The organism is Pseudomonas sp. GW456-E7 (assembly GCF_059424105.1).
Map to the genome: position 1 here is coordinate 1 of NZ_JBWKZB010000026.1, position 17937 is coordinate 17937.

19 protein-coding genes are annotated in these 17937 nt (G+C 57.4%); 6 read left to right on the forward strand and 13 right to left on the reverse strand.

Annotated elements, in window-relative coordinates; translation table 11 throughout:
- Positions 1-65: 65 nt before the first annotated feature.
- The 5 genes from AC07YV_RS17390 to AC07YV_RS17410 all read left to right on the forward strand — a co-directional run bounded on the left by AC07YV_RS17390 (position 66) and on the right by AC07YV_RS17410 (position 3044).
- Positions 66-365, forward strand: coding sequence for an Xre family toxin-antitoxin system antitoxin (locus AC07YV_RS17390; RefSeq protein WP_102701324.1), 300 nt, complete (start codon positions 66-68; stop codon positions 363-365).
- Positions 366-588: 223 nt separating this feature from the next.
- Positions 589-915 carry a hypothetical protein gene (locus AC07YV_RS17395; RefSeq protein WP_102615149.1) on the forward strand — a complete coding sequence of 109 codons (327 nt, stop codon included), beginning with the start codon at positions 589-591 and terminating at the stop codon, positions 913-915.
- A gap of 438 nt (positions 916-1353) precedes the next feature.
- Positions 1354-1854 carry a hypothetical protein gene (locus AC07YV_RS17400; RefSeq protein ID WP_146025391.1) on the forward strand — a complete coding sequence of 167 codons (501 nt, stop codon included), beginning with the start codon at positions 1354-1356 and terminating at the stop codon, positions 1852-1854.
- Positions 1784-2470 (forward strand): ImcF-related family protein, encoded by a 687-nt coding sequence (locus AC07YV_RS17405; protein ID WP_102701322.1) that lies wholly within the window; start codon positions 1784-1786, stop codon positions 2468-2470. Before AC07YV_RS17400 ends, AC07YV_RS17405 begins: the two co-directional genes overlap by 71 nt.
- A gap of 316 nt (positions 2471-2786) precedes the next feature.
- Complete coding sequence (locus AC07YV_RS17410) at positions 2787-3044, forward strand: OmpA family protein (protein ID WP_158248457.1); 258 nt, start codon at positions 2787-2789, stop codon at positions 3042-3044.
- Positions 3045-3231: 187 nt separating this feature from the next.
- Here AC07YV_RS17410 and AC07YV_RS17415 read toward each other — a convergent pair whose 3' ends face one another.
- Both AC07YV_RS17415 and AC07YV_RS17420 read right to left on the reverse strand, forming a co-directional pair.
- The gene (locus tag AC07YV_RS17415; protein WP_102701320.1) at positions 3232-4554 is read right to left on the reverse strand and encodes an MFS transporter; all 1323 of its coding nucleotides are present in this window, start codon (positions 4552-4554) and stop codon (positions 3232-3234) included.
- Between the two features lie 762 nt (positions 4555-5316).
- Positions 5317-5682: a histone-like nucleoid-structuring protein, MvaT/MvaU family gene (locus AC07YV_RS17420; RefSeq protein WP_102701319.1), complete on the reverse strand. Its 366-nt coding sequence runs from the start codon at positions 5680-5682 to the stop codon at positions 5317-5319.
- A 534-nt stretch (positions 5683-6216) separates the two neighbouring features.
- Here AC07YV_RS17420 and AC07YV_RS17425 point away from each other — a divergent pair.
- A complete protein-coding gene (locus AC07YV_RS17425) occupies positions 6217-6438 on the forward strand; it encodes a BPSL0761 family protein (RefSeq protein WP_305885249.1) in 222 nt (73 codons plus the stop codon).
- Positions 6439-6772: 334 nt separating this feature from the next.
- Here AC07YV_RS17425 and AC07YV_RS17430 read toward each other — a convergent pair whose 3' ends face one another.
- The 11 genes from AC07YV_RS17430 to AC07YV_RS17480 form a co-directional block, all read right to left on the reverse strand.
- A complete protein-coding gene (locus AC07YV_RS17430; RefSeq protein ID WP_102701318.1) occupies positions 6773-8002 on the reverse strand; it encodes a putative porin in 1230 nt (409 codons plus the stop codon).
- A gap of 389 nt (positions 8003-8391) precedes the next feature.
- Positions 8392-9351 (reverse strand): PDR/VanB family oxidoreductase, encoded by a 960-nt coding sequence (locus tag AC07YV_RS17435; protein WP_102701317.1) that lies wholly within the window; start codon positions 9349-9351, stop codon positions 8392-8394.
- A gap of 68 nt (positions 9352-9419) precedes the next feature.
- On the reverse strand, positions 9420-10454 hold the full coding sequence (locus AC07YV_RS17440) for a Rieske 2Fe-2S domain-containing protein (protein WP_102701316.1): 1035 nt from the start codon (positions 10452-10454) through the stop codon (positions 9420-9422).
- 21 nt (positions 10455-10475) lie between these two features.
- On the reverse strand, positions 10476-10703 hold the full coding sequence (locus AC07YV_RS17445; RefSeq protein WP_102701315.1) for a recombinase-like helix-turn-helix domain-containing protein: 228 nt from the start codon (positions 10701-10703) through the stop codon (positions 10476-10478).
- A gap of 1 nt (position 10704) precedes the next feature.
- Positions 10705-11022 carry a hypothetical protein gene (locus AC07YV_RS17450; protein ID WP_102701314.1) on the reverse strand — a complete coding sequence of 106 codons (318 nt, stop codon included), beginning with the start codon at positions 11020-11022 and terminating at the stop codon, positions 10705-10707.
- 2 nt (positions 11023-11024) lie between these two features.
- A complete protein-coding gene (locus AC07YV_RS17455) occupies positions 11025-12167 on the reverse strand; it encodes an FAD-dependent monooxygenase (RefSeq protein ID WP_102701313.1) in 1143 nt (380 codons plus the stop codon).
- Positions 12168-12180: 13 nt separating this feature from the next.
- Positions 12181-13146 carry a VOC family protein gene (locus AC07YV_RS17460; RefSeq protein WP_102701312.1) on the reverse strand — a complete coding sequence of 322 codons (966 nt, stop codon included), beginning with the start codon at positions 13144-13146 and terminating at the stop codon, positions 12181-12183.
- Entirely contained in the window at positions 13143-14639 is a 1497-nt protein-coding gene (locus AC07YV_RS17465; RefSeq protein WP_102701311.1) for an aldehyde dehydrogenase, read from the reverse strand. Before AC07YV_RS17465 ends, AC07YV_RS17460 begins: the two co-directional genes overlap by 4 nt.
- A 10-nt stretch (positions 14640-14649) precedes the next feature.
- Entirely contained in the window at positions 14650-15453 is an 804-nt protein-coding gene (locus tag AC07YV_RS17470; RefSeq protein ID WP_102701310.1) for an aspartate dehydrogenase, read from the reverse strand.
- A 10-nt stretch (positions 15454-15463) separates the two neighbouring features.
- Positions 15464-17146, reverse strand: a complete 1683-nt coding sequence (locus AC07YV_RS17475; protein ID WP_102701309.1) for a thiamine pyrophosphate-binding protein — start codon at positions 17144-17146, stop codon at positions 15464-15466.
- On the reverse strand, positions 17139-17936 hold the full coding sequence (locus AC07YV_RS17480) for an SDR family oxidoreductase (RefSeq protein WP_102701308.1): 798 nt from the start codon (positions 17934-17936) through the stop codon (positions 17139-17141). The genes AC07YV_RS17475 and AC07YV_RS17480 overlap by 8 nt, the downstream gene beginning before the upstream one ends.
- Position 17937 lies beyond the last annotated feature (1 nt).

The following is a 17937-nucleotide window of genomic DNA, read 5'->3' on the forward strand; positions in this document are numbered from 1 at the left end:
CTACCGGTCGCCGGTAGCTATGGAGAAACTGGCGGCATGAAACCGTAACTGGTGTCCAAAATTAGTTGACCAGTTCAGACCGCCACCTGGAGACGCTGCTCAATGCGTCCATGTCGACGTTGGAAAGACGACGGCGAGGGCAAAAGAACCTTGATCCTGTCGCCTCCGAGCGTTTGGACCGAATTGCTACGGTCAGTCACTTGGCCGAGGAGATATTTGAGACACCAGTGACTGCCACAGATTGGATGTCGACACCGAACACAGCGCTCGGTGGGGATGCACCGATCATGCTCTGCGAAACGGAGCTAGGAGGCAAACAAGTTCGCCGTGTCCTTCAATCCCTTGAGTGGGGAGGCCCAGCCTGATGAGGGGCTGGCGCGGCACACACTCACAGCGAGCTTATGTCTTTCACGACTGACCGGAAATGGCCGTTAGCACAGGCCAAGCAAAAAGGTGGCGATCCGTGATCGCAGGACACAATGCTGTAAAGAATACGGCGCGAGCGGCTTCCCTATGGGCAGTGTTTTGTCGTTGTCTGGCGTCTAGTATGCTTCCCTGGTGGTTAATCATGACCACGGGAGGTAAGTGATGAGGATTAAAGAAAAGAGAGAAGTCGAGATCGTCAGCGACATCCTGTGCGATGTCTGCCTCGATAGTACCCGCGTCAGGGGTAATGGCCTTCAATATGCCTTATTGCAGGCTCAGTGGGGATATGGCTCGGCTCACGATGGCGAGCGCTATGAGATACACCTGTGTGAGCACTGTTTTTTCCAGACCATCGCTAGCCTCAAGCAAGAACGGCGTATCCGAACGATGTTCAGTGAAAATGACAAGGGTAAACTCACTGACAATTTCGGCATGGTTGCGACAGACGATTTTTTTAACGACGGCGGAAGCTCGACAGAGAAACCGTGAACGAGACAAAAGCTCACTGACCGATCAGGGCACTAACGACTGGCTCCTTTTGGCTGGGGATTCAACCGGTCGATGCAACACAACTAAATTCTGTGTAACGCAGAGGGAGTGTTACAGATACAGCCAGTTTCAAATTAGCGATTAACAGAGTCGAATGTAAAAGTCTGGGTCGATGAGGAGTTTCTCGGCGAATACGAGAAAGATGTTTTGCTATTGGGGGAGGGAGATATTTTTATTGCGTATAGGGCCTTAAATGCGAAAAAAGGTTGAATTTGAACCTGTCCTGCACTCTGGAAAAGTTGTCTATTCGCAAGGGCCTAAGGTCAAGCAAAAGGGTAACTATACCCGTTTCATTTATCCCGACGGCAATATAGTGGCTGACGGAAGTACCAAACCTAGCTTCGAAAAGTTGCAGACCATTCGGCTGGGGCGCAAGCCATGAGTGCCCGAACGTTGTCCTTGCTGACTGTCAGGCTGGGCCTTGCACTAGCCCTGACGGGGTGCAGCTCGCGCTACGAACTGACGCCGCCGCCCGGCAGCCCACAAGTGACCGTGGCGATCCAGGCGCCCGAGGGCGCCTCGGTCAAGGCCATCGAGGCGGAGTACCTGTCCGATCATTGCTTCCCGCCGCAGCGCGGTCCGCTCAATAGCTACGGCTCCGAAGTACTCAAGGTAAAGCCCGAGCGCCAGGGCGATAGCGACATCTATCAGGCTCGGCTGGACGTGGATGGCGGCAGTATCTGCCACTGGCGGCTGGTGTACTTCAAGGTAGGCGTCAAGTACTGGCGGGCGGGCAAGCTCGATCTGACCGGCACGGTGCGCCAGGACGTCACGGCTACCTTCCACGTTGACCGCAAGATCGACAGCGATGAAAAGCTGTCCGAGGCCGAGCGCACTGGCAAGGACGTGCTGCTACGCCCATCTACTACCCCTACGTAAACGGTGTGGGCTCGGGCAGCGCGGTGATCGAGTTCGTCGACAGCGGCGCAACCTATGCCCGAGCGCCGACGGCCGAACACTTAGTGTTTACCTGATGATGGCGCGGCCGGAGAAGGTCGATGCGACCTTCCTGACCAAGGTGCTGACCCGCGAGCAACCCTCTCGTCCTGATGTAGCACCGGGCCTCTGGCAAGGTTTGTCGCCAGGTCTTTGGGCTTTCTACGCACAACACCTGGCAACACACCCCGACTGGCGTATCGAAACCAAGCCCACCCTGGTGGCACAAGCCCGACAGGTATTGCTAGGGCAACTGGGGCGGCGCAACGGCGTGGCCAGCCTTTACCAGCAGGTGATCGATCAGGCGAGCAACAACTACGCCGACCTGACACTGATGGACATGGTCGGCGAAACTTATGCCTCGATGCTGTTCGATACGCCCAATAGCGTACCCGGCATGTTCACCCGCCAGGCCTGGGAAGGGCAGGTGAGCAAGGTGATCGAGGAGATGGCGGAGACGCGCCGGGAGGAGATTGACTGGGTGCAGAGCGACCAGCACAGCACCATCGACAGCGAACTGACGCCTGAGGTGCTCAAGGCCCAACTCGTGTGCGTCTGAAGTTGCAGCAGGTCAACAACGCCCCCAATCCCCGGGCAAGCACTCACCTGTGCCGCCACCTCAGCGTAACAGGCTGCTCATTCCGTTCATCGGACTGGTGCTGCTGCTCATTACGCTGCTAGCGGCCGGAAGCTATTGGTGGTTGAAAAAACACAGAGTGGCCGATGCTCCGCTGACGTCGTTAATGGGTCCAAGCGAATCGATTCGGTTGGATGAGCATCTATCGTTTGCGCCTGGCAGCGCCGACCTCAGGCCGGAGGCCACTAGGGTTCTGGTCAGCGCGCTGGCCCAACTTACCCCTAGGACCGACTGACTGGTGGTCATCACAGGGCATTCGGACAGTTCCGGGGATGACCAACAGAATCTGGAGTTGTCTCGCGCTCGGGCGGTGGCGGTCAAAGACTGGATACAGCAAACTCTGCCCAATAGCTGCTTCGTTGTACGCGGAGCCGGTGCTACTCAGCCCATTGCCGGAAACAGTACAGGGGAAGAGCGCGCCGCGAATCGTCGGGTAGATATCCAACTGGTCCAGCGCGTAGACAGAAAGGACCAGATGATGTCACCACTCGATTGACCGATACGCTATGCAGCACATCCTGAACTCTTCAAGGAACTGTTGATTCAGGAGGCTGACAGATACTTGTAATTGTATTTTGGGGAGGGAGCGGAGAGAACAAGTAATTGTTGCTTTGGCTTAGATGCTCGAAGCTCCCAGTTTCACCCAGCCACTCGCCAATGGTAAATAGGCTTACCAGTACAGTTTACTTGGCCTTCGAGATGAAGCTTATTATAAGTACTGTTGCGACAAGCTCGATCGCTGCGACAGCCGTTAAGCCTAGGGTGTACTGCCCCGTATTACTCTTGAAGTAAGCAAGCAGTTGTGGGGAAAAATACCCGGCAAGGTTTGCAGCAGAGTTAATGAATGCGATGCCTACAACCAGTGCGCCGGCTGAAAGATAGCGGCTTGGAATCTGCCAGTAGATTGGTAGCGATCCCATGGTTCCGGCTGAGGCTATGGACAACGATATAACCACGCCGGCTGCACTTCCTTGCTCTAGAAAGTGAGCTGTTAGTAATAAGCCAAAGGCGCCGAGTGCAGTAGTCATCGCGATGTTCCATTTTACTCCACATCCACGATCAGAAAAGTAACCACCCCCAACCATGCCAAGCCAACCCCAGGCATAGACTCCCGCCATGACCCAACCCAGTGTTCTGACGTCAGTTACTCCGACTTCACGCACAATGCTAGGGCCGTAGTAAACGAGTGTTGTATTGCTCGCAACGATGCAAAATAGAATCAACGTCAAAATCCAAAATCTGGCGTTGGCTATCGATGCGAAGAAGCGGTGCTCACGAGGTCCAAAATTCTGGGTTTCCTCTGCCAACTCAGTTTCGATGTGAGCTTTCTGTCTGGCGTTCAACCATCGAGCTTTCGAAGGTGAGTCGCAAAGGATAAAGTAAGCTGCGATGCCTGCCATGACAGACGGAAAGCCTTCAACGATAAAGAGCCACTGCCAACCCGAAAGTCCACCAGTGCCATTCAATGTCTCCATCAAATAGGCTGCGATTGGACTGCCGAACATAAGGGAAAGCGCGGAAGCTGACATGAACACTCCTAGCGCTTTACCGCGACGATGCGCCGGCAGCCAATAAGTTAAATAAAGAATTACTCCTGGCTGCAGGCCCGCTTCAAATACTCCCATCAAAAAACGGAGAATATAGAATTCCAGCGGAGAAGTCACCCAAGCCATAAGCACACATATAGCGCCCCAGCCGATGGTGATTCGCATTATGGTTTTTTTGGCCCCAATCTTCTGTAACAAAAGATTGCTTGGTACTTCGAATAGGAAATAGCCGATGAAAAAAATCCCGGCACCCACCCCATAAATAGTATCGGACCACTGTAAATCACTTATCATCGTCAGCTTTGCGAAGCTCACACTTACTCGGTCGATCCAAGCAAGAAACCAAACAAACATTAAAAATGGTATCAATCGCCAGATTACCCGGCTGAACGTACGGTCCCGCTCGGCAATTGTGCTTGTTTGCAATTCTAACTGGGAAGATGAGATTCTAGAGTTCATTCAGTATTCCTCAATCCGTAGAGGCGTGAATTCCAAAAAGTCGAGCCGGGCACGGCAACCATGAAAGCCCAGTGTCAACCATATGAAAACTTCAATTTATGCCCTATTGGTAAGTCTGGCGACGCTGGCTGTCCTAAGGCGTGCTTGGTGCGGAATTAATTATTTAATCCATTAGAAATTTAGAGGCACCACCTGATTTTCTGTTTGTAAATTATAAATATCATTGAGAATTGTCTCAAAAATTGGACGAGCTCAGCGAAAGGGAAAAAGTCCACATCTTCGGCGCGTAAATGCGTCGCCAATCGACCACTTACCTTAATCAGCTGGCGCTCATCATTCTGATCGAATCACCTTTGCCGAGCTGGCCGAGAATGTCGACAGAGAACGGTAAAGTAAATAGGCAATGCCTTCAATGGCCGTATTGGGCCTTCAGCTCTTGAGGTGCAATATCTCAACCACCGCAAAGGCGGCTAGGACTTCACTCGCTTACCTTTCGCTCCTCTGTTCGCCCGGTCCATCTAACGAGTTGACGTGGCAACAGCTGTTCTCTGTCGAGGAATAATGAGACGGAAGGTCCATAAAATGGACAAAAACGACCAATTTCTGAAGCTTTTTTATGCCGCTTTTGACCCGAAAAATGACAAAAATGACATTTTTAAATGACCAATTTTTTCTGAAAAATTCATGAAAATTAAGGGGGTAGATTAATCCAAACTTTCGGAAAATTGCCCTATCCCCCCTACTTTTGTACTCATTCCACAATTACTGGGTCAGCCAAGACTCAACGGTCGCGGAGCCGTGTTCTGCTTTCCATTCTTTCAACGTTTTGTGATTGCCGCCTTTGGTTTCGACGACTTCGCCGGTATGAGGATTCTTGTAAACCTTCACTTGGCGTGGCTTACGGGTGCCAACCTTGGAATCGACGGCGGAAGCGCGACGGCTCGATTGAGGATCTAGCAGGTTGATCACGTTTGGTAGGCTGTAGCCGTACTCGGCCAGCAGTGCACGCAGTTTGGTCTCGAACTCGATTTCTTTCTTGAGGCCTACGTCACCTTTCAGGGCTTCCAGTGCTTGGAGTTGTTCAGCCAAATGCTTTTCAAGCTGACGAAATTCTGCGAGTTTTGACATGTTAATTCTCTATGTTGTTAGTCAACTAACAATACACCAAAAACTACAATTTGAATCTAGGGTCAGGGAGCCCCACGTATGCGAGTCCAGTATCGCGGCCATGTTTGTTCACCCACCAGCGATGTATTGAGGTAAACATCAATCTAATCGACCAGCGCAATGATGCGGGCGACAAGGCGCGTATCTACAGGAAGCATTCATGTCAGCCGCCAAGATTAAGAGATTTAAAGATAGGGAAGGATGAGCCAATAGCAGACGTTGAAAGCTCAGTGCGCACCAACCTGAAATGACATCGCGGTTTAGCATTGATGCCCAGAGACTTTCACTTAGATGGATGCTGGTGGTCACAAGCAGTAAGCTCCCCAACGATCGGCAGCGCAGCATCAATGAGATATTCTTCGGAATCTCGTTCGGCTACGTCGATCAAGCTGCAGCGGCCAATGACCTAGTGGTCGGTCGTATTCCGGTTTCGGGTACCGATACTTGCTTGTAAGCTCCTGAATACCACTTTGTAAATAGGAAAACCTTATGACTATGCCTCACGAGCGTACTAGGGCGGTGATTGCCGCCGGAGTGTTTTTGCGAGAAATTTCGCAAGACAGCACTCTGAACTCTGAGTTGCGTGATATGGCAGATCAAATACTTCGCCACTACCCCAGCAGGAGCGAGGTTTTGATGCAAGGACAATTCGAAGCAGGCTATCCGGAGACATTTGGGGTGTCGCCATTCTTCAGCCCAAGCGCAAGGCTGAAATAGCTACCTAGACGTCTTTCACGAGCCTTCGAAAATGAACATTCGTGGGCGTGAGTGTCGGTTGATGACTATAGGCAATAAGGGCAGATTCCGGCCGATTCCGTTGAAAAAGTCGGCTTCGGTTTCCACGGCAGAAAAGTACGCACCTGAGATTGAAATCTGAGTTTTTGGTAGAAGGTTCAGGACTCAGATTTCACGTAGCAGCGTGCAAAAGAGGTGTTTTCACCCATCAATGTTCGAGCGTTTTGGGAAAACCGACTTTTTCAACAGAATCGGCCGACTGCTGCCCGTCACGAAGGGCAACAACCGACCCACTGCAACGGCAATCAACCACGAATCAAAAGTAATACCCAATATTGATATTGGTCCGGTAGTACCACTGATTACTGCCGACCGAACTTGTATTGGTAAACCCTGTACCGTTTTCCGCGCCGCCATAGGGGTTGGCGTTTTTCGCCCAGGTCAGATCGACCCACGCCATGATCGGCATCGCCAGGAACTGTGCGCCCACGGTGTACATTTGCGAGTCGTCCCAACTGCTCTCGTCCTTCATCATGCGGCTGTAGTCGTTGTACAGCTTGATTTTCTTCAAGGGTCCCAGTTTCGGCGTAGGGATGTCGTAGCTGACGTTCAGCGAAGCGATGGTGGCTTTGGCGGCAATCAGGTAAGCGGACGTCAGCCCGTTGCTGCCCATCAGAATTGAATTGTCACTGATGCCGGCCGGGTTTTTCGGGTCGTACTCGTAGCGAATGCCCTGGGTGCTGACGGTCCACTGGCCGGCGTTGATGATGGCGTGGACCCCGCCGGCCCAATAGTCGCCGTCGTCCTTGGTGGTGGCGTTATAGAGCTGGGCGGTGGCCAGCGATGCGCCGATTTCGGTTTTCCAGCCATCGTTGACAAAGGTCCGCGCGACGCGGGCGTTGAGCTGGTTGTGCTTCTCGTTATCCTGGCGCGACTGGGTGAAGGGAATGGCATTGTCCTTGAGGTCTGCGTAGCGCCCGACTTCCGGCGAGTAGCGAATGTCGGACGGCAACATGCGCGGGAAGTAGCCCAGTTGCAGGTCCCAGTCCTTGTCCTTGTAGCTGTATTTCAAACCGGTACCGGCGCTGACGCCGTAACCCATGAAGAAGGGCAGGTGATAGCTCCAGCCAAATTGCGGGTAGGGTTCCAGCCCGAACGGTTTGAACGGCGCACCCACTTGCAGATTGGAATTGCTGTTCAGGCGATAGCCAACGAAGCCGCGATCGATAGAGCGTTTACCGTCGTCCTGGAACCAGTAGCCGACATCACTGTAGAGGTTCTTGTAAGTCGCTTGCACATCGATACGGAAGGTGTCAAACAGAAACCGGCCGTTGTTTTCAGTGGTGTCCCAGTGCTCGTCGCGGTAATTGGTGCGCAAGGCGCCGCCAATGTCCAGGCTGCTTTGGCCGTCTTCGCTACGCCAGGCGATATGCGGAAACGGCTTCTTGCCGGTGGTCGAAGTCACGGGGGCGGCAGGACCGGGTTCGCCTGCGAAGCTGAGGCAACTGCTCATCATCAGTCCCAGACCTATAACGTAATTCTTCATGCTGACTTCCCCTGCGATGTTGAGCGCTACAAAGTGATCGGCAACACTTTCCCGCTTGCCTTGGAAGGGGCAACAAAAGGAAGGCCTCATGTGTTGCTGTTATGCAGTGCGATTTTGTTTTGATTGTTTCGTAGGTAATACGGCGTCTGACCTATGTATCTGATAGGGATAGAGCAGAAAACATGCCAGTCCGCACTTGCGCTGCTGGTCGGTAATAAATCCAGTAAAAACAATTGTTTATATGGGAAACGCATTTTTGCGTATAGCCTGCGAAACAGGGCAGTCAGGGGGTAACGAAACTGCACATTATCTGTGCGGCCTTACTTCACGCGCATAAAAAAGGCCGACTAATAAGTCGGCCTGTTTAATGGATGAAATAGAGCAAAGTGTCACAGATCGAGTACCAAACGCCGACTCTTGCATCCCGATACACATACCATCATGGATTTATTCGCGGCACGTTCGGCTTTTGTCAGCACCCCGTCACGATGGTCTATATCACCTTCCAGGACGCGTGTTTCGCACGAACCGCACACACCCTCGCGACAGCTGTGCTCAATGTCACACCCCGCCTCAAGCAGCACATCGAGCAAGCTCAGTCCCGGCTCGATGGACATTGTCTTGCCGGACTTTTTCAACTCGACGATGTAACTGCTCTGCGCGTCTTCGGACGGCGGCAGTTCAGCCGCGGCAAAACGTTCGATATGCGCATGGGGATAGCCGAGGCCTTCGCAGGTGCTTTCGAAGGCATCGAGCATCGGCGTCGGACCGCAGCAATAAAAGTGCGTATCGTCGGGCTGGCCGGCCAGATAGGTGCTCAGGTCCGGCGGCATACCTTTTTCGTCGTTGAAGTGGTAGACGACTTTGGCGCTCAGGCCGCTGAGTTCTTCCACCAGCGCGGCTTCCTGACGCGAACGGGCGCAATAGATCAACTCGGCGGATTTTCCCTGTGCCAGCAGTTGGCGGAACATGCAATAGATCGGCGTGATGCCGATACCGCCGGCCACCAGCACGCTGTGCCTGGCGCTAAGGTCGAGCTGGAAATTGTTGCGCGGCGACGAGATCGGCAGTTGCATGCCGACCCGCAATTGCCCGTGCACATATTCCGATCCGCCACGGCTGTTGCGATCACGCAGGATGCCGACCACATAGCGGTCACGATCGCTCGGCGAGTTGAGCAGCGAGTAGCTGCGTACCTGGCCGTTGGGCAGATGCAGATCGATATGCGAGCCGGCCTCGAACGGGGCGAACACGGTGTCGCCATAGGGCCGTAACTCGACGCTGATGATGCCTTCGGCTTCGTAGCGCAAGGTGTGCACGAGCGCGGTGATGGGGGAGGAATGGGACATCGGTCACCTCTTTTCGACAGTTCGCAAATCGACACACACGTCGGCCTGAACAGGATGCACGATCAGGTTCATGACAACTGCTTCGCGTCGATCAGCTCCAGTTGGGCCTTGGCTGCGTTTTTCAGGTAGCGACGCAGGCGCACCACACCGAGGTCATGCTGGTAGAGGTTTTCCCGCTGGTTGGCGTCAGGTTCCATGAATTCGAGCAGCACCCGATCCTGTTCCAGCACTGCCCAGTGACGGGCTTCCAGACGGTTCTTGTAGAGGAAGCGCCAGGTGTCGCGCTGCCAGCCGATCAGTGGCCGGCAACGCCAGTGAAACACGGCCGACAGGGAAGTGCTGCTCGGCGTGTAGCTGCCGATGATGGTGAAGTTGCCGCCCGGGCCGCCGGTTTTCGGATAGGGGATTTCCAGGCGTAGCCAGTGGCAGCTGTCGTCCATGAATTCGGTCCAGTCGAAGTTCACCCCGCGCTGGCCTTCCTTCTCGAAGAAGAAACCTTTGTCGGTGTCGCGGGTGACGAACTTGGCGGTAGCTTCGCCTTCGCTCATGGAGTGCGACATCTTGTGCAGGTAGGTGCCGTGCATTGGGTCCATGACATTGTCGATGACGTAGCGGTAGTCGCCTTTCCACTCGGCGTAGCAAACGAAGCTGCTCCACTCAGGCGACGTCAGTTGCTCGGGCAGCACCAGTTCCGGTGGATTTTCAACGTGCGGTTCGGCAGCGTTGTAGAGAAAGATCGCGCCGGCGGCTTCACGGGTGTGGAACATCCGGGTCGGGCGGCTGCCTTCGAGTTTGCAACCGGGGCTGCCGGGAACCTTGGTGACCGTTCCGTCGCAGCGCACTTCGACGCCGTGATAAGGGCATTGCAGACGATCGCCCAATACCGGGCCCTGGGATAGCGGCGCGCCGCGATGAGGACAATGATCTTCCAGGGCATGCACGCTGCCGTCATTGTCACGCCACAAGGCAATCTTGTAGCCCAGTCGACGGATCGACACCGGCTTCTCGCCCAGTTGGTCACTAGGCAGGACTGGGAACCAAAAGTTCTTCAAGCCATTTGCCAGGAGGTTTTCTACAGGATCGACGGTTGTGTTCATGTTCATTTCTTATTTACCTCCGGCGGGTCATTCGCCCAGCCGAGCCATCAGGGTTTTATAAGCGTCTGGTGTCCACTCACCGGTGGTCAGCGGGCAGGGCGGCCCGACCAGGTTCAGGTGCGCGAGCAACTCGGGCAACTCGGTGACGCCATTGCCAAAGGCGCGCTCGATGGAGTCGCCGAGCAAATCCTCGAACTGGGTGTTGGGGCGTTTACGGGCCTGATGAGGCTCCAGGTAGGGTTCGTTTTTTCTCATCTCATTGACCTCCATTGCGTACCCGTTCGCGGATCATTTCGCGCACGGGAATAAAGTCGTATGTCGGGAACACTTCAGTGCTGAACACACCCCAGGCCGAGCGTTCGAGCTCGACGTTGAGGGTCGGCAGCAGGCTGGGTGGCAAGCGCAGGGTGCCGATCTGGCCCAGGCCCATGGCCACGGTCCAGGACACCACTTCGACGCCCTGCGGGGGAAACCGCTCCCACCAATCCTGCTGCTTCATGTGCCGCTGAATATCTCCCAGGTTCTTCGATTGGTCGTGCTTGAGCAGTACGGTGACCAGCAAGGATTCGCTCATGCTCAAGCCACGTTCGGCATGGGCACGGCCCAGGCGTCATAGCCGTAGACCCAGTCGGCGTTGCCGCCATCCTTGAGCCATTGATTGCCGCGCGAACCGATCTGGATCTGACTGGTGCGCTGCAACCGAGCCTGCTCATAAGCCTGCAGGGCATCGGCAATCTCGGCAGTCCGGGTCAGGTCTTGCAGCTGACGTGCAAGCACCACGGCGTCCTCGATCGCCTGGCCAGCGCCTTGTGCCATGAACGGCATCATTGGGTGGCAGGCGTCGCCCAACAGTGTCATTGCACCCTTGGACCAGAACGGCAACGGATCGCGCTCGTACAGCGCCGTCTTGAGCACCTCGCTGCAGGCATCGAGCAGTGCCCGGGCATCCGCATGGAAATCCTGATAGTGACTGCGCAATTCATCGGCATCGCCCGCGCTGGTCCAGGATTCTTCGTGCCAGCTGTCCTGGGCGGTGGTGGCGAAAATGAAGATGTCCCGGCCCTGATTCAGCGGAAAAGTGACGATCTGGCTTTGTGGCGTCGGGCCCCACCATTTGGTAAATGCCTGGATGTTCGGCACGTGCGCCACGCGCTCAGTCGGTACGACCGCACGGTAGGCGACCACGCCGGTAAAGCGCGGCTGCTCGTCTCTGAACAGCGCGTTGCGCACCACCGAATGAATGCCGTCGGCGCCGATCAACAGATCGGTCACGTGGCGGCTGCCATCCTTGAAGCTCAGTTCGATTCCGTCGGTGGTTTGCAACACCCGTTCCGCGCGCTTACCAAACTGCACCTGGGCTTGGGGGAACACCACCGCCAGGGCTGCCAGCAAGTCGGCGCGGTGAATGGTCAGTTGCGGCGCGCCGTACTTCTGCTCGGCGGCGTCGGACATTTCCAGGCGCGAAGTTTCCTCGCCGCTGTCCCACATCCGGCTGATTCGGTGGGTCGGGCGAGCAGCGGGAATGCGCACCGCGGCACCTACGCCCAAACCGTCCAGGGCACGCACGGCGTTCGGCGTCAGGTTGATGTCGGCACCCACCCGCAGGAAGGCTTTCGACTGTTCGAACAGGGTAACGTTATGGCCCGCACGGTGCAGGGCGATGGCGGCGGTCAGGCCACCGATGCCGGCGCCGGCAATGGCGATATTCAACGAAGACATGGACGACTCCTGCTCAGGGTTTTGGCTTGTCGGTGAGGAATTTGCCTTGCGGCGCTTCCACGTTGTGCTGGCGTCGAGTGTTGCCATCGATGCCGCCGGCGATCGCCCATTCGGCGAAGACCGTGGGGCCAGGTTCGAAGGTGCGTGGCTCCCATTCGCCGGTCAGTTGATCCTCGTCGGCGTAATACTCGACCAGCGCGCCGGCAGGGTTCTTGAAGTACCAAAAGAACGCCGAAGACACAGGGTGCCGACCAGGGCCGATTTCCGTGGCCCAGCCACTGCGGGAAATGTGCATGCCACCGCCGAACACCTCGTGCACATCGCGCACAGTGAAGGCGACGTGGTTCAGGCCGGCGCGAGGGGCGGGCAGTTGCAACATGAACAGGTCGTGGTGACCACCTTCTTCGGCAGTGCGCAGAAATGCGCCACGATCCGGATAGCGATCCGAGGCCTGGAAACCGAAGCGCTCGTGATAGAACGCTTCACAGGCATTCACGTCCTTGACGAAAAACACCACATGCCCGACCTCTATGGGTGTGGCGCGTTCGTAGACGGGCGCAGCCTTGTTGATCCGGCCTTTGGTTTGCCAGGTGTTATGGCCGCTGCACTCGATCTGCAATTCGCGCTTGCGGGTCACTTGCAGGCGGATCGCCAGGCCATTGGGGTCGGTGCAACCGATACGGCCGTTCACTTCGATGAAGTCCGGATCGTTGGCGATACGCTCGCTGTAAAGCTTCAGGTCAGCGTCGCTTTCGACGCCCCAGACCACTTCGCGAACGGTCGAACCGGGTTCGATGGCCGGCGGCAGGCCAGCCTTGTTGATGTCGGCGAGCACCACGCGGCAGCCATTGAGGGTTTCGAAGATCACCTCGTCAGGTTGTTCACTGACTTTGCTCAGACCCCAGTCGCTGAAAAACCGCGTGCTGGTCTCGAGATCCTCGACACCGTAGGTGACTTCATCAATGCCTAAAACGCTCATAACCCTACCTCTCGTTGCACTCCGGCCCAGGCCAGTGGCTGTTCATTCGTGCCCCAATAGAGGCTTTTCTGTTCCATGTACTGCAGGATGCCAAGGCGACCTTTTTCGCGGCCCAGGCCGCTGTCGCGCCAGCCACCGAACGGGGTGGAAATCGAGAACTGTTTGTAAGTGTTGATCCACACCGTACCGGCCTGGATTCTTCGACCCAGCGCCCAGGCGCGTTTGTAGTCGCGGGTCCAGATACCGGCGGCGAGGGCGTACAAGCTGTCGTTGGCCTGTTCCAGCAATTGCGCTTCGTCGTCGAACGGCATGGCCACCAGCACCGGACCGAAGATTTCTTCCTGACACACCTGCTGGCGGTTGTTCAAACCTTCGAGGATGGTCGGCGGATAGTAGTAACCCTGGTCGTAGACACCGCCGTTTGGACGCTGGCCACCGAGCAGCAGACGTCCGCCTTCGGCCAGCCCGAGTGCCACATAGCGCTCCACCGACTCACGGTGAGCGGCGCTGATCAGCGGGCCCATTTGCGTACTCTCGTCCGCCGGATCACCGACACGCAGTTCGGCTGCTGCTGCCACCAGGCGTGCCATGAACGGCTCGTACAGTGCGCGGGCGACGAACAGCCGCGAGCCGGCGATGCAGGCTTCGCCCGAAGAACTGAAAATGCCGTACAACACACCGGCCACCGCGTGGTCGAGGTCGGCGTCTTCCAGAACGATGGTCGGCGATTTACCGCCCAGTTCCAGCGACACGGGCATCATCTTGTCGGCCGCGATGTGGGCAATGTGTTTGCCGGTTTTGGTGCCGCCGGTGAACGACACGCGCTTGACCAGCGGGTGACGGGTCAGTGCATCGCCGAGCAGCGAACCCTTGCCCGGCAGCACGCTGAGCAAGCCTTTTGGCAACCCGGCGTCTTCGCAGATGCGTGCCAGTTGCAAGGCCATCAGCGGCGTAATTTCCGCCGGCTTGATCACAACCGCGTTGCCAGCAGCCAGCGCTGGAGCGACCTTCTGCGCTTCGCTTGCTATCGGCGAGTTCCAAGGGGTAATCGCGGCAATCACGCCCATCGGCTCGTAAACGCTCATGCTGACGAAGTCACCACGGGACGGCGTGATGGTTTCTTCGAGGGTTTCACAGGCCGAGGCGAAGAACTGGAACGTGCCGGCGGCGCTGGCGACCAGGGCGCGAGTTTCATTGATCGGTTTGCCATTGTCCTGGCGCTGCAACTGCGCCAGTTCTTCGCTGCGCACGCGGATCAGCTCGGCAATGCGGTACAGCACGGTGGCGCGTTCATGGGGTTTGCGTTGCGCCCAGCCGCTGTGCAAAAACGCCTGATGCGCGCCTTGCACGGCGTCTTCAACGTCTTCGACGCTGGCGGCATTGAGCCAGGCAACCGTTTCACCAGTGGCGGGGTAGCGGGTGGCATAGCGCTCGCCGCGACCCAGGCGCCAGTCGCCGGCAATGCAGATCGGTAAAGTCTGTTCGAGAGTCATGGGCTGTCCCTTAAATCGAAATCGCGTGAGCGTGGTTGCCCAAGGCGCGGACCACGCTGTAAACGGTCAGCGCCGACGTTTTCGGGTTGGCCAGCAGCGGTTTGCCACGCAGGCTCAGTTCGAACCCGCCAAAGGCGCCACGGGCTTCGAAGTGATGGACGTTCTCCTCGCTCAGCGGGTCGGCGATCAGGGTCACATGGGTGCGATCCAGGCCGAGACCGGCCAGCGACAAGGTTGCCGCTACGTTGGCGTTCTTCGGGTAGAGGTGCGCCGCTTCACGGGCACTGCCCTGAAAAATCACCGTGGCTTCGGTGATGCTGTCCAGGTCACAGACCAGCTCACCGGGAGTGTTTTTCCAGGCGCGAGCCGGTTTGCGTCCGGTGTAATTGACCGAATCGAGCCCCCCGACCTTGGCCGCCGACAACGCATCGATGCCGCCGATGGCGCCGGGCAGCAATTCGATACGGGTCTGGCCGCGTTCGGCTGCCGCTTCCAGGCGTTCCACCAGGCCGACTTCGGACAGCGCGCCGACCGATACGATCAGACAGGCAATGCCACGTTCCAGCGCCGGCAACACATGCTCTTCGATGGCTTTGTGACCAGCACACTCGACCAGCAGGTCGGGGCGCGCGTCGGCCGGTAGCGTCGTCAGCACTTGCGGTGGCTGTTTGAAACTGGCCAGCCGCTGGCGTACCAGCTCTTCGGAACCGGCCGAGACGATGACGTAGTCGACGCGCAGCTGCGGGTCTTTCTCCAGCAACTCAAGCACGCCGACGCCAATCGCGCCGCAGCCGATCATGGTGATATGCAACATGACGAAGTCCTCAGGCGGTGGCTTTCTGCGCTTTGGTTTCGCTGTTGGGCGGACCGGCAAACTGGGTGGCGAAGCTGCCAACACTGAGCATGTCGACTTCCAGCAGGAACGGTCCGGGTTGCGCCAGCGCGCCGTCGACGACCTTGCCGAAATCCTTCAGGTCGGTGACCAGGCCGTGGCGCAGGTTCAGCGATTCGGCAAGTTTGGAATAATCCGGGGTGTGCAGGTCGACGTAGCAGTGACGGCTGCCGTACACCGCGTCCTGGATGTTGCGGATCACGCCGTAGCGCTGATCGTTCATCAGCAGGATCACTACGTTGGCGTTCTCTTGCACCAGCGTCGCCAGTTCACCGAGGTTGAGAATGAAACCGCCGTCACCGGCCAGGGCGAACACCTTGCGCTCAGGCGCGGTTTCCGCCGCCGCGACTGCCGCGCCGATACCCATCGACAAACCCTGGCCAATGCCACCGCCCAATGCATGCACGCCTGCACGCGGGTGGAACAGCGTCAGCAGGCGATTACCCCAGATGCTGTTGGACAGCGTGACGTCGCGCACCCAGGAGAAATTGCGCCCTGTGAGGGCTTGCAGCTGTTCGACCATGGCCGAGTACGGACCGAGATCGGCAATCAGTTGCGTGCGGGATTTTTCACGCACTTGCTTGAGCTCGGCGAGGAACGTCGGGTCGATTTGCAGACGACCTTCCAGACGATTCGCCAGACCTTCCAGCGCCAGTGCCGAATCACCGCAGATGAACAATTCGCTGTTGTAGCTGCGACCTTCGATGGCCGGGTTGGCGTCGATGCGCAAGGTGTTGCGGGGCAGCTTCAGCGCGTATTTGAACGTCTCGTTGCTGCGCAGACGGGAGCCGGCGATCAGCAGGGCGTCGCAGCGTTGCAGGAATTGTTCGACCAGTTTGTTTTGTGAGAATGCACCGAGGCAGCGCTCGTCATCTTCGTTGACCACGCCGCGACCTTGGGTCGAGGTGATCACACCGACGCCCATGTCCAGCAGGCGTTTGACTTGCGGGCCAGCGTGGCGCGCGCCGCCGCCGAGCCACAACAGGGGACGGGTGGCCGTGGCCAGTCGCTCGGCCACCAGGTCCAGCGCTTCAGGTGCGGGCACGGCAACTGGAACCGGCAGCGGAGAGAGGTCGCTCGGCATTGGGATGAAGGTCGACTGGATGTCGATCGGGATTTCCACGCTGACCGGCCCGGTCGGTGCGGTCAAAGCGGTTTGCACCGCCAGCTTCATGGTGCTGAGTGCGGTTTCGACGCTGCGCACGCGGAACGCCGCCTTCGACACAGCCTTAAGCATGGTCAGCTGATCGCGGGCTTCGTGAATGTAAGCGAATTCCTGATCCAGGTACGGCGTTTCGATTTGCCCGGTAATGTGCAGCAGCGGCGTGCCAGCGGTCAGCGCTTCGACCATCGCGCCGGCGGCGTTACCGGCTGCGGTGCCGGTGGATGTCAGGCAAACGCCCAGGCCACCGGTGGTGCGGGCATAGGCGTCAGCCATGTTGGTGGCGCCAGCCTCACCGCGGGCCATGACGAAACGGATGTTGCCGCGCACGGCGAACGCATCGAGGATCGGCATGTTGTGGATCGAAATCACGCCGAACGCGGCTTTGACGTCGCACTGTTCTAGAAACGCGGTGATGGCAGCGCCAACGGTGACAGTATTTTCATTACGCATGGCGGGACAGGCCTCCAGAAACATCGATATGGCTGCCCGTGGTGTAAGCCGACAGAGGCGAGGCCAGAAACAGGATCGCGCGGGCCGCTTCAATCGGCAGGCCGAGGCGCCCCAAGGGAATGTGTTTGCGTTGTGCGAGTTGGGTGGTCCATTGGCTCCAGTCCAGGTCACGCTCTTCGCGGGCTTCGAAACGGCGGCGCCATTGCCCGGACTCGACCAGGCCAATGAGAATGCCATTGACCCGAATGCCGTCATCGGCAAATTCGGTGGCCATCGAGCGCACCAGGTTCATCACCCCTGCACGGGCGGCTGAAGTGGCGACCATGTGCGGTTCCGGCTGGCTGGCCAGCAATGAGTTGACGCAGACGATGGCCGCATTCCGTTCACCTTGCAGCTGTGCCTTGAAGGCGCGGACCGGATTGATCACCGAGAAGAATTTCAGGTTCAGCTCTTCGGTCCAGGCGCTGTCCGTGGTGTCTGCGAATGTCGAGACCCGACCTTGCCCGGCGTTGTTGATCAGCACGCTGGCCGGCCCCAATGCAGCAAGGCTGGCGGCGGCAAAGGCGTTGACCGAGTCGGCGTCAAGGACGTTGCAGACCTGAGCCAGCAACCGCGCCTCGGGAAAACGTCGACGTAACTTGTCTTCAGCGCTGCGCAGACGGTCTTCGTCGCGACCGCAGAAGGCCACGGCTGCGCCGGCTTCGAGCAACAGCTCAACACAGGCCAGGCCAATCCCCGAAGAACCACCGGTAACAATCGCGGTATTGTTTTGCAGTTGATAGAGACTCATC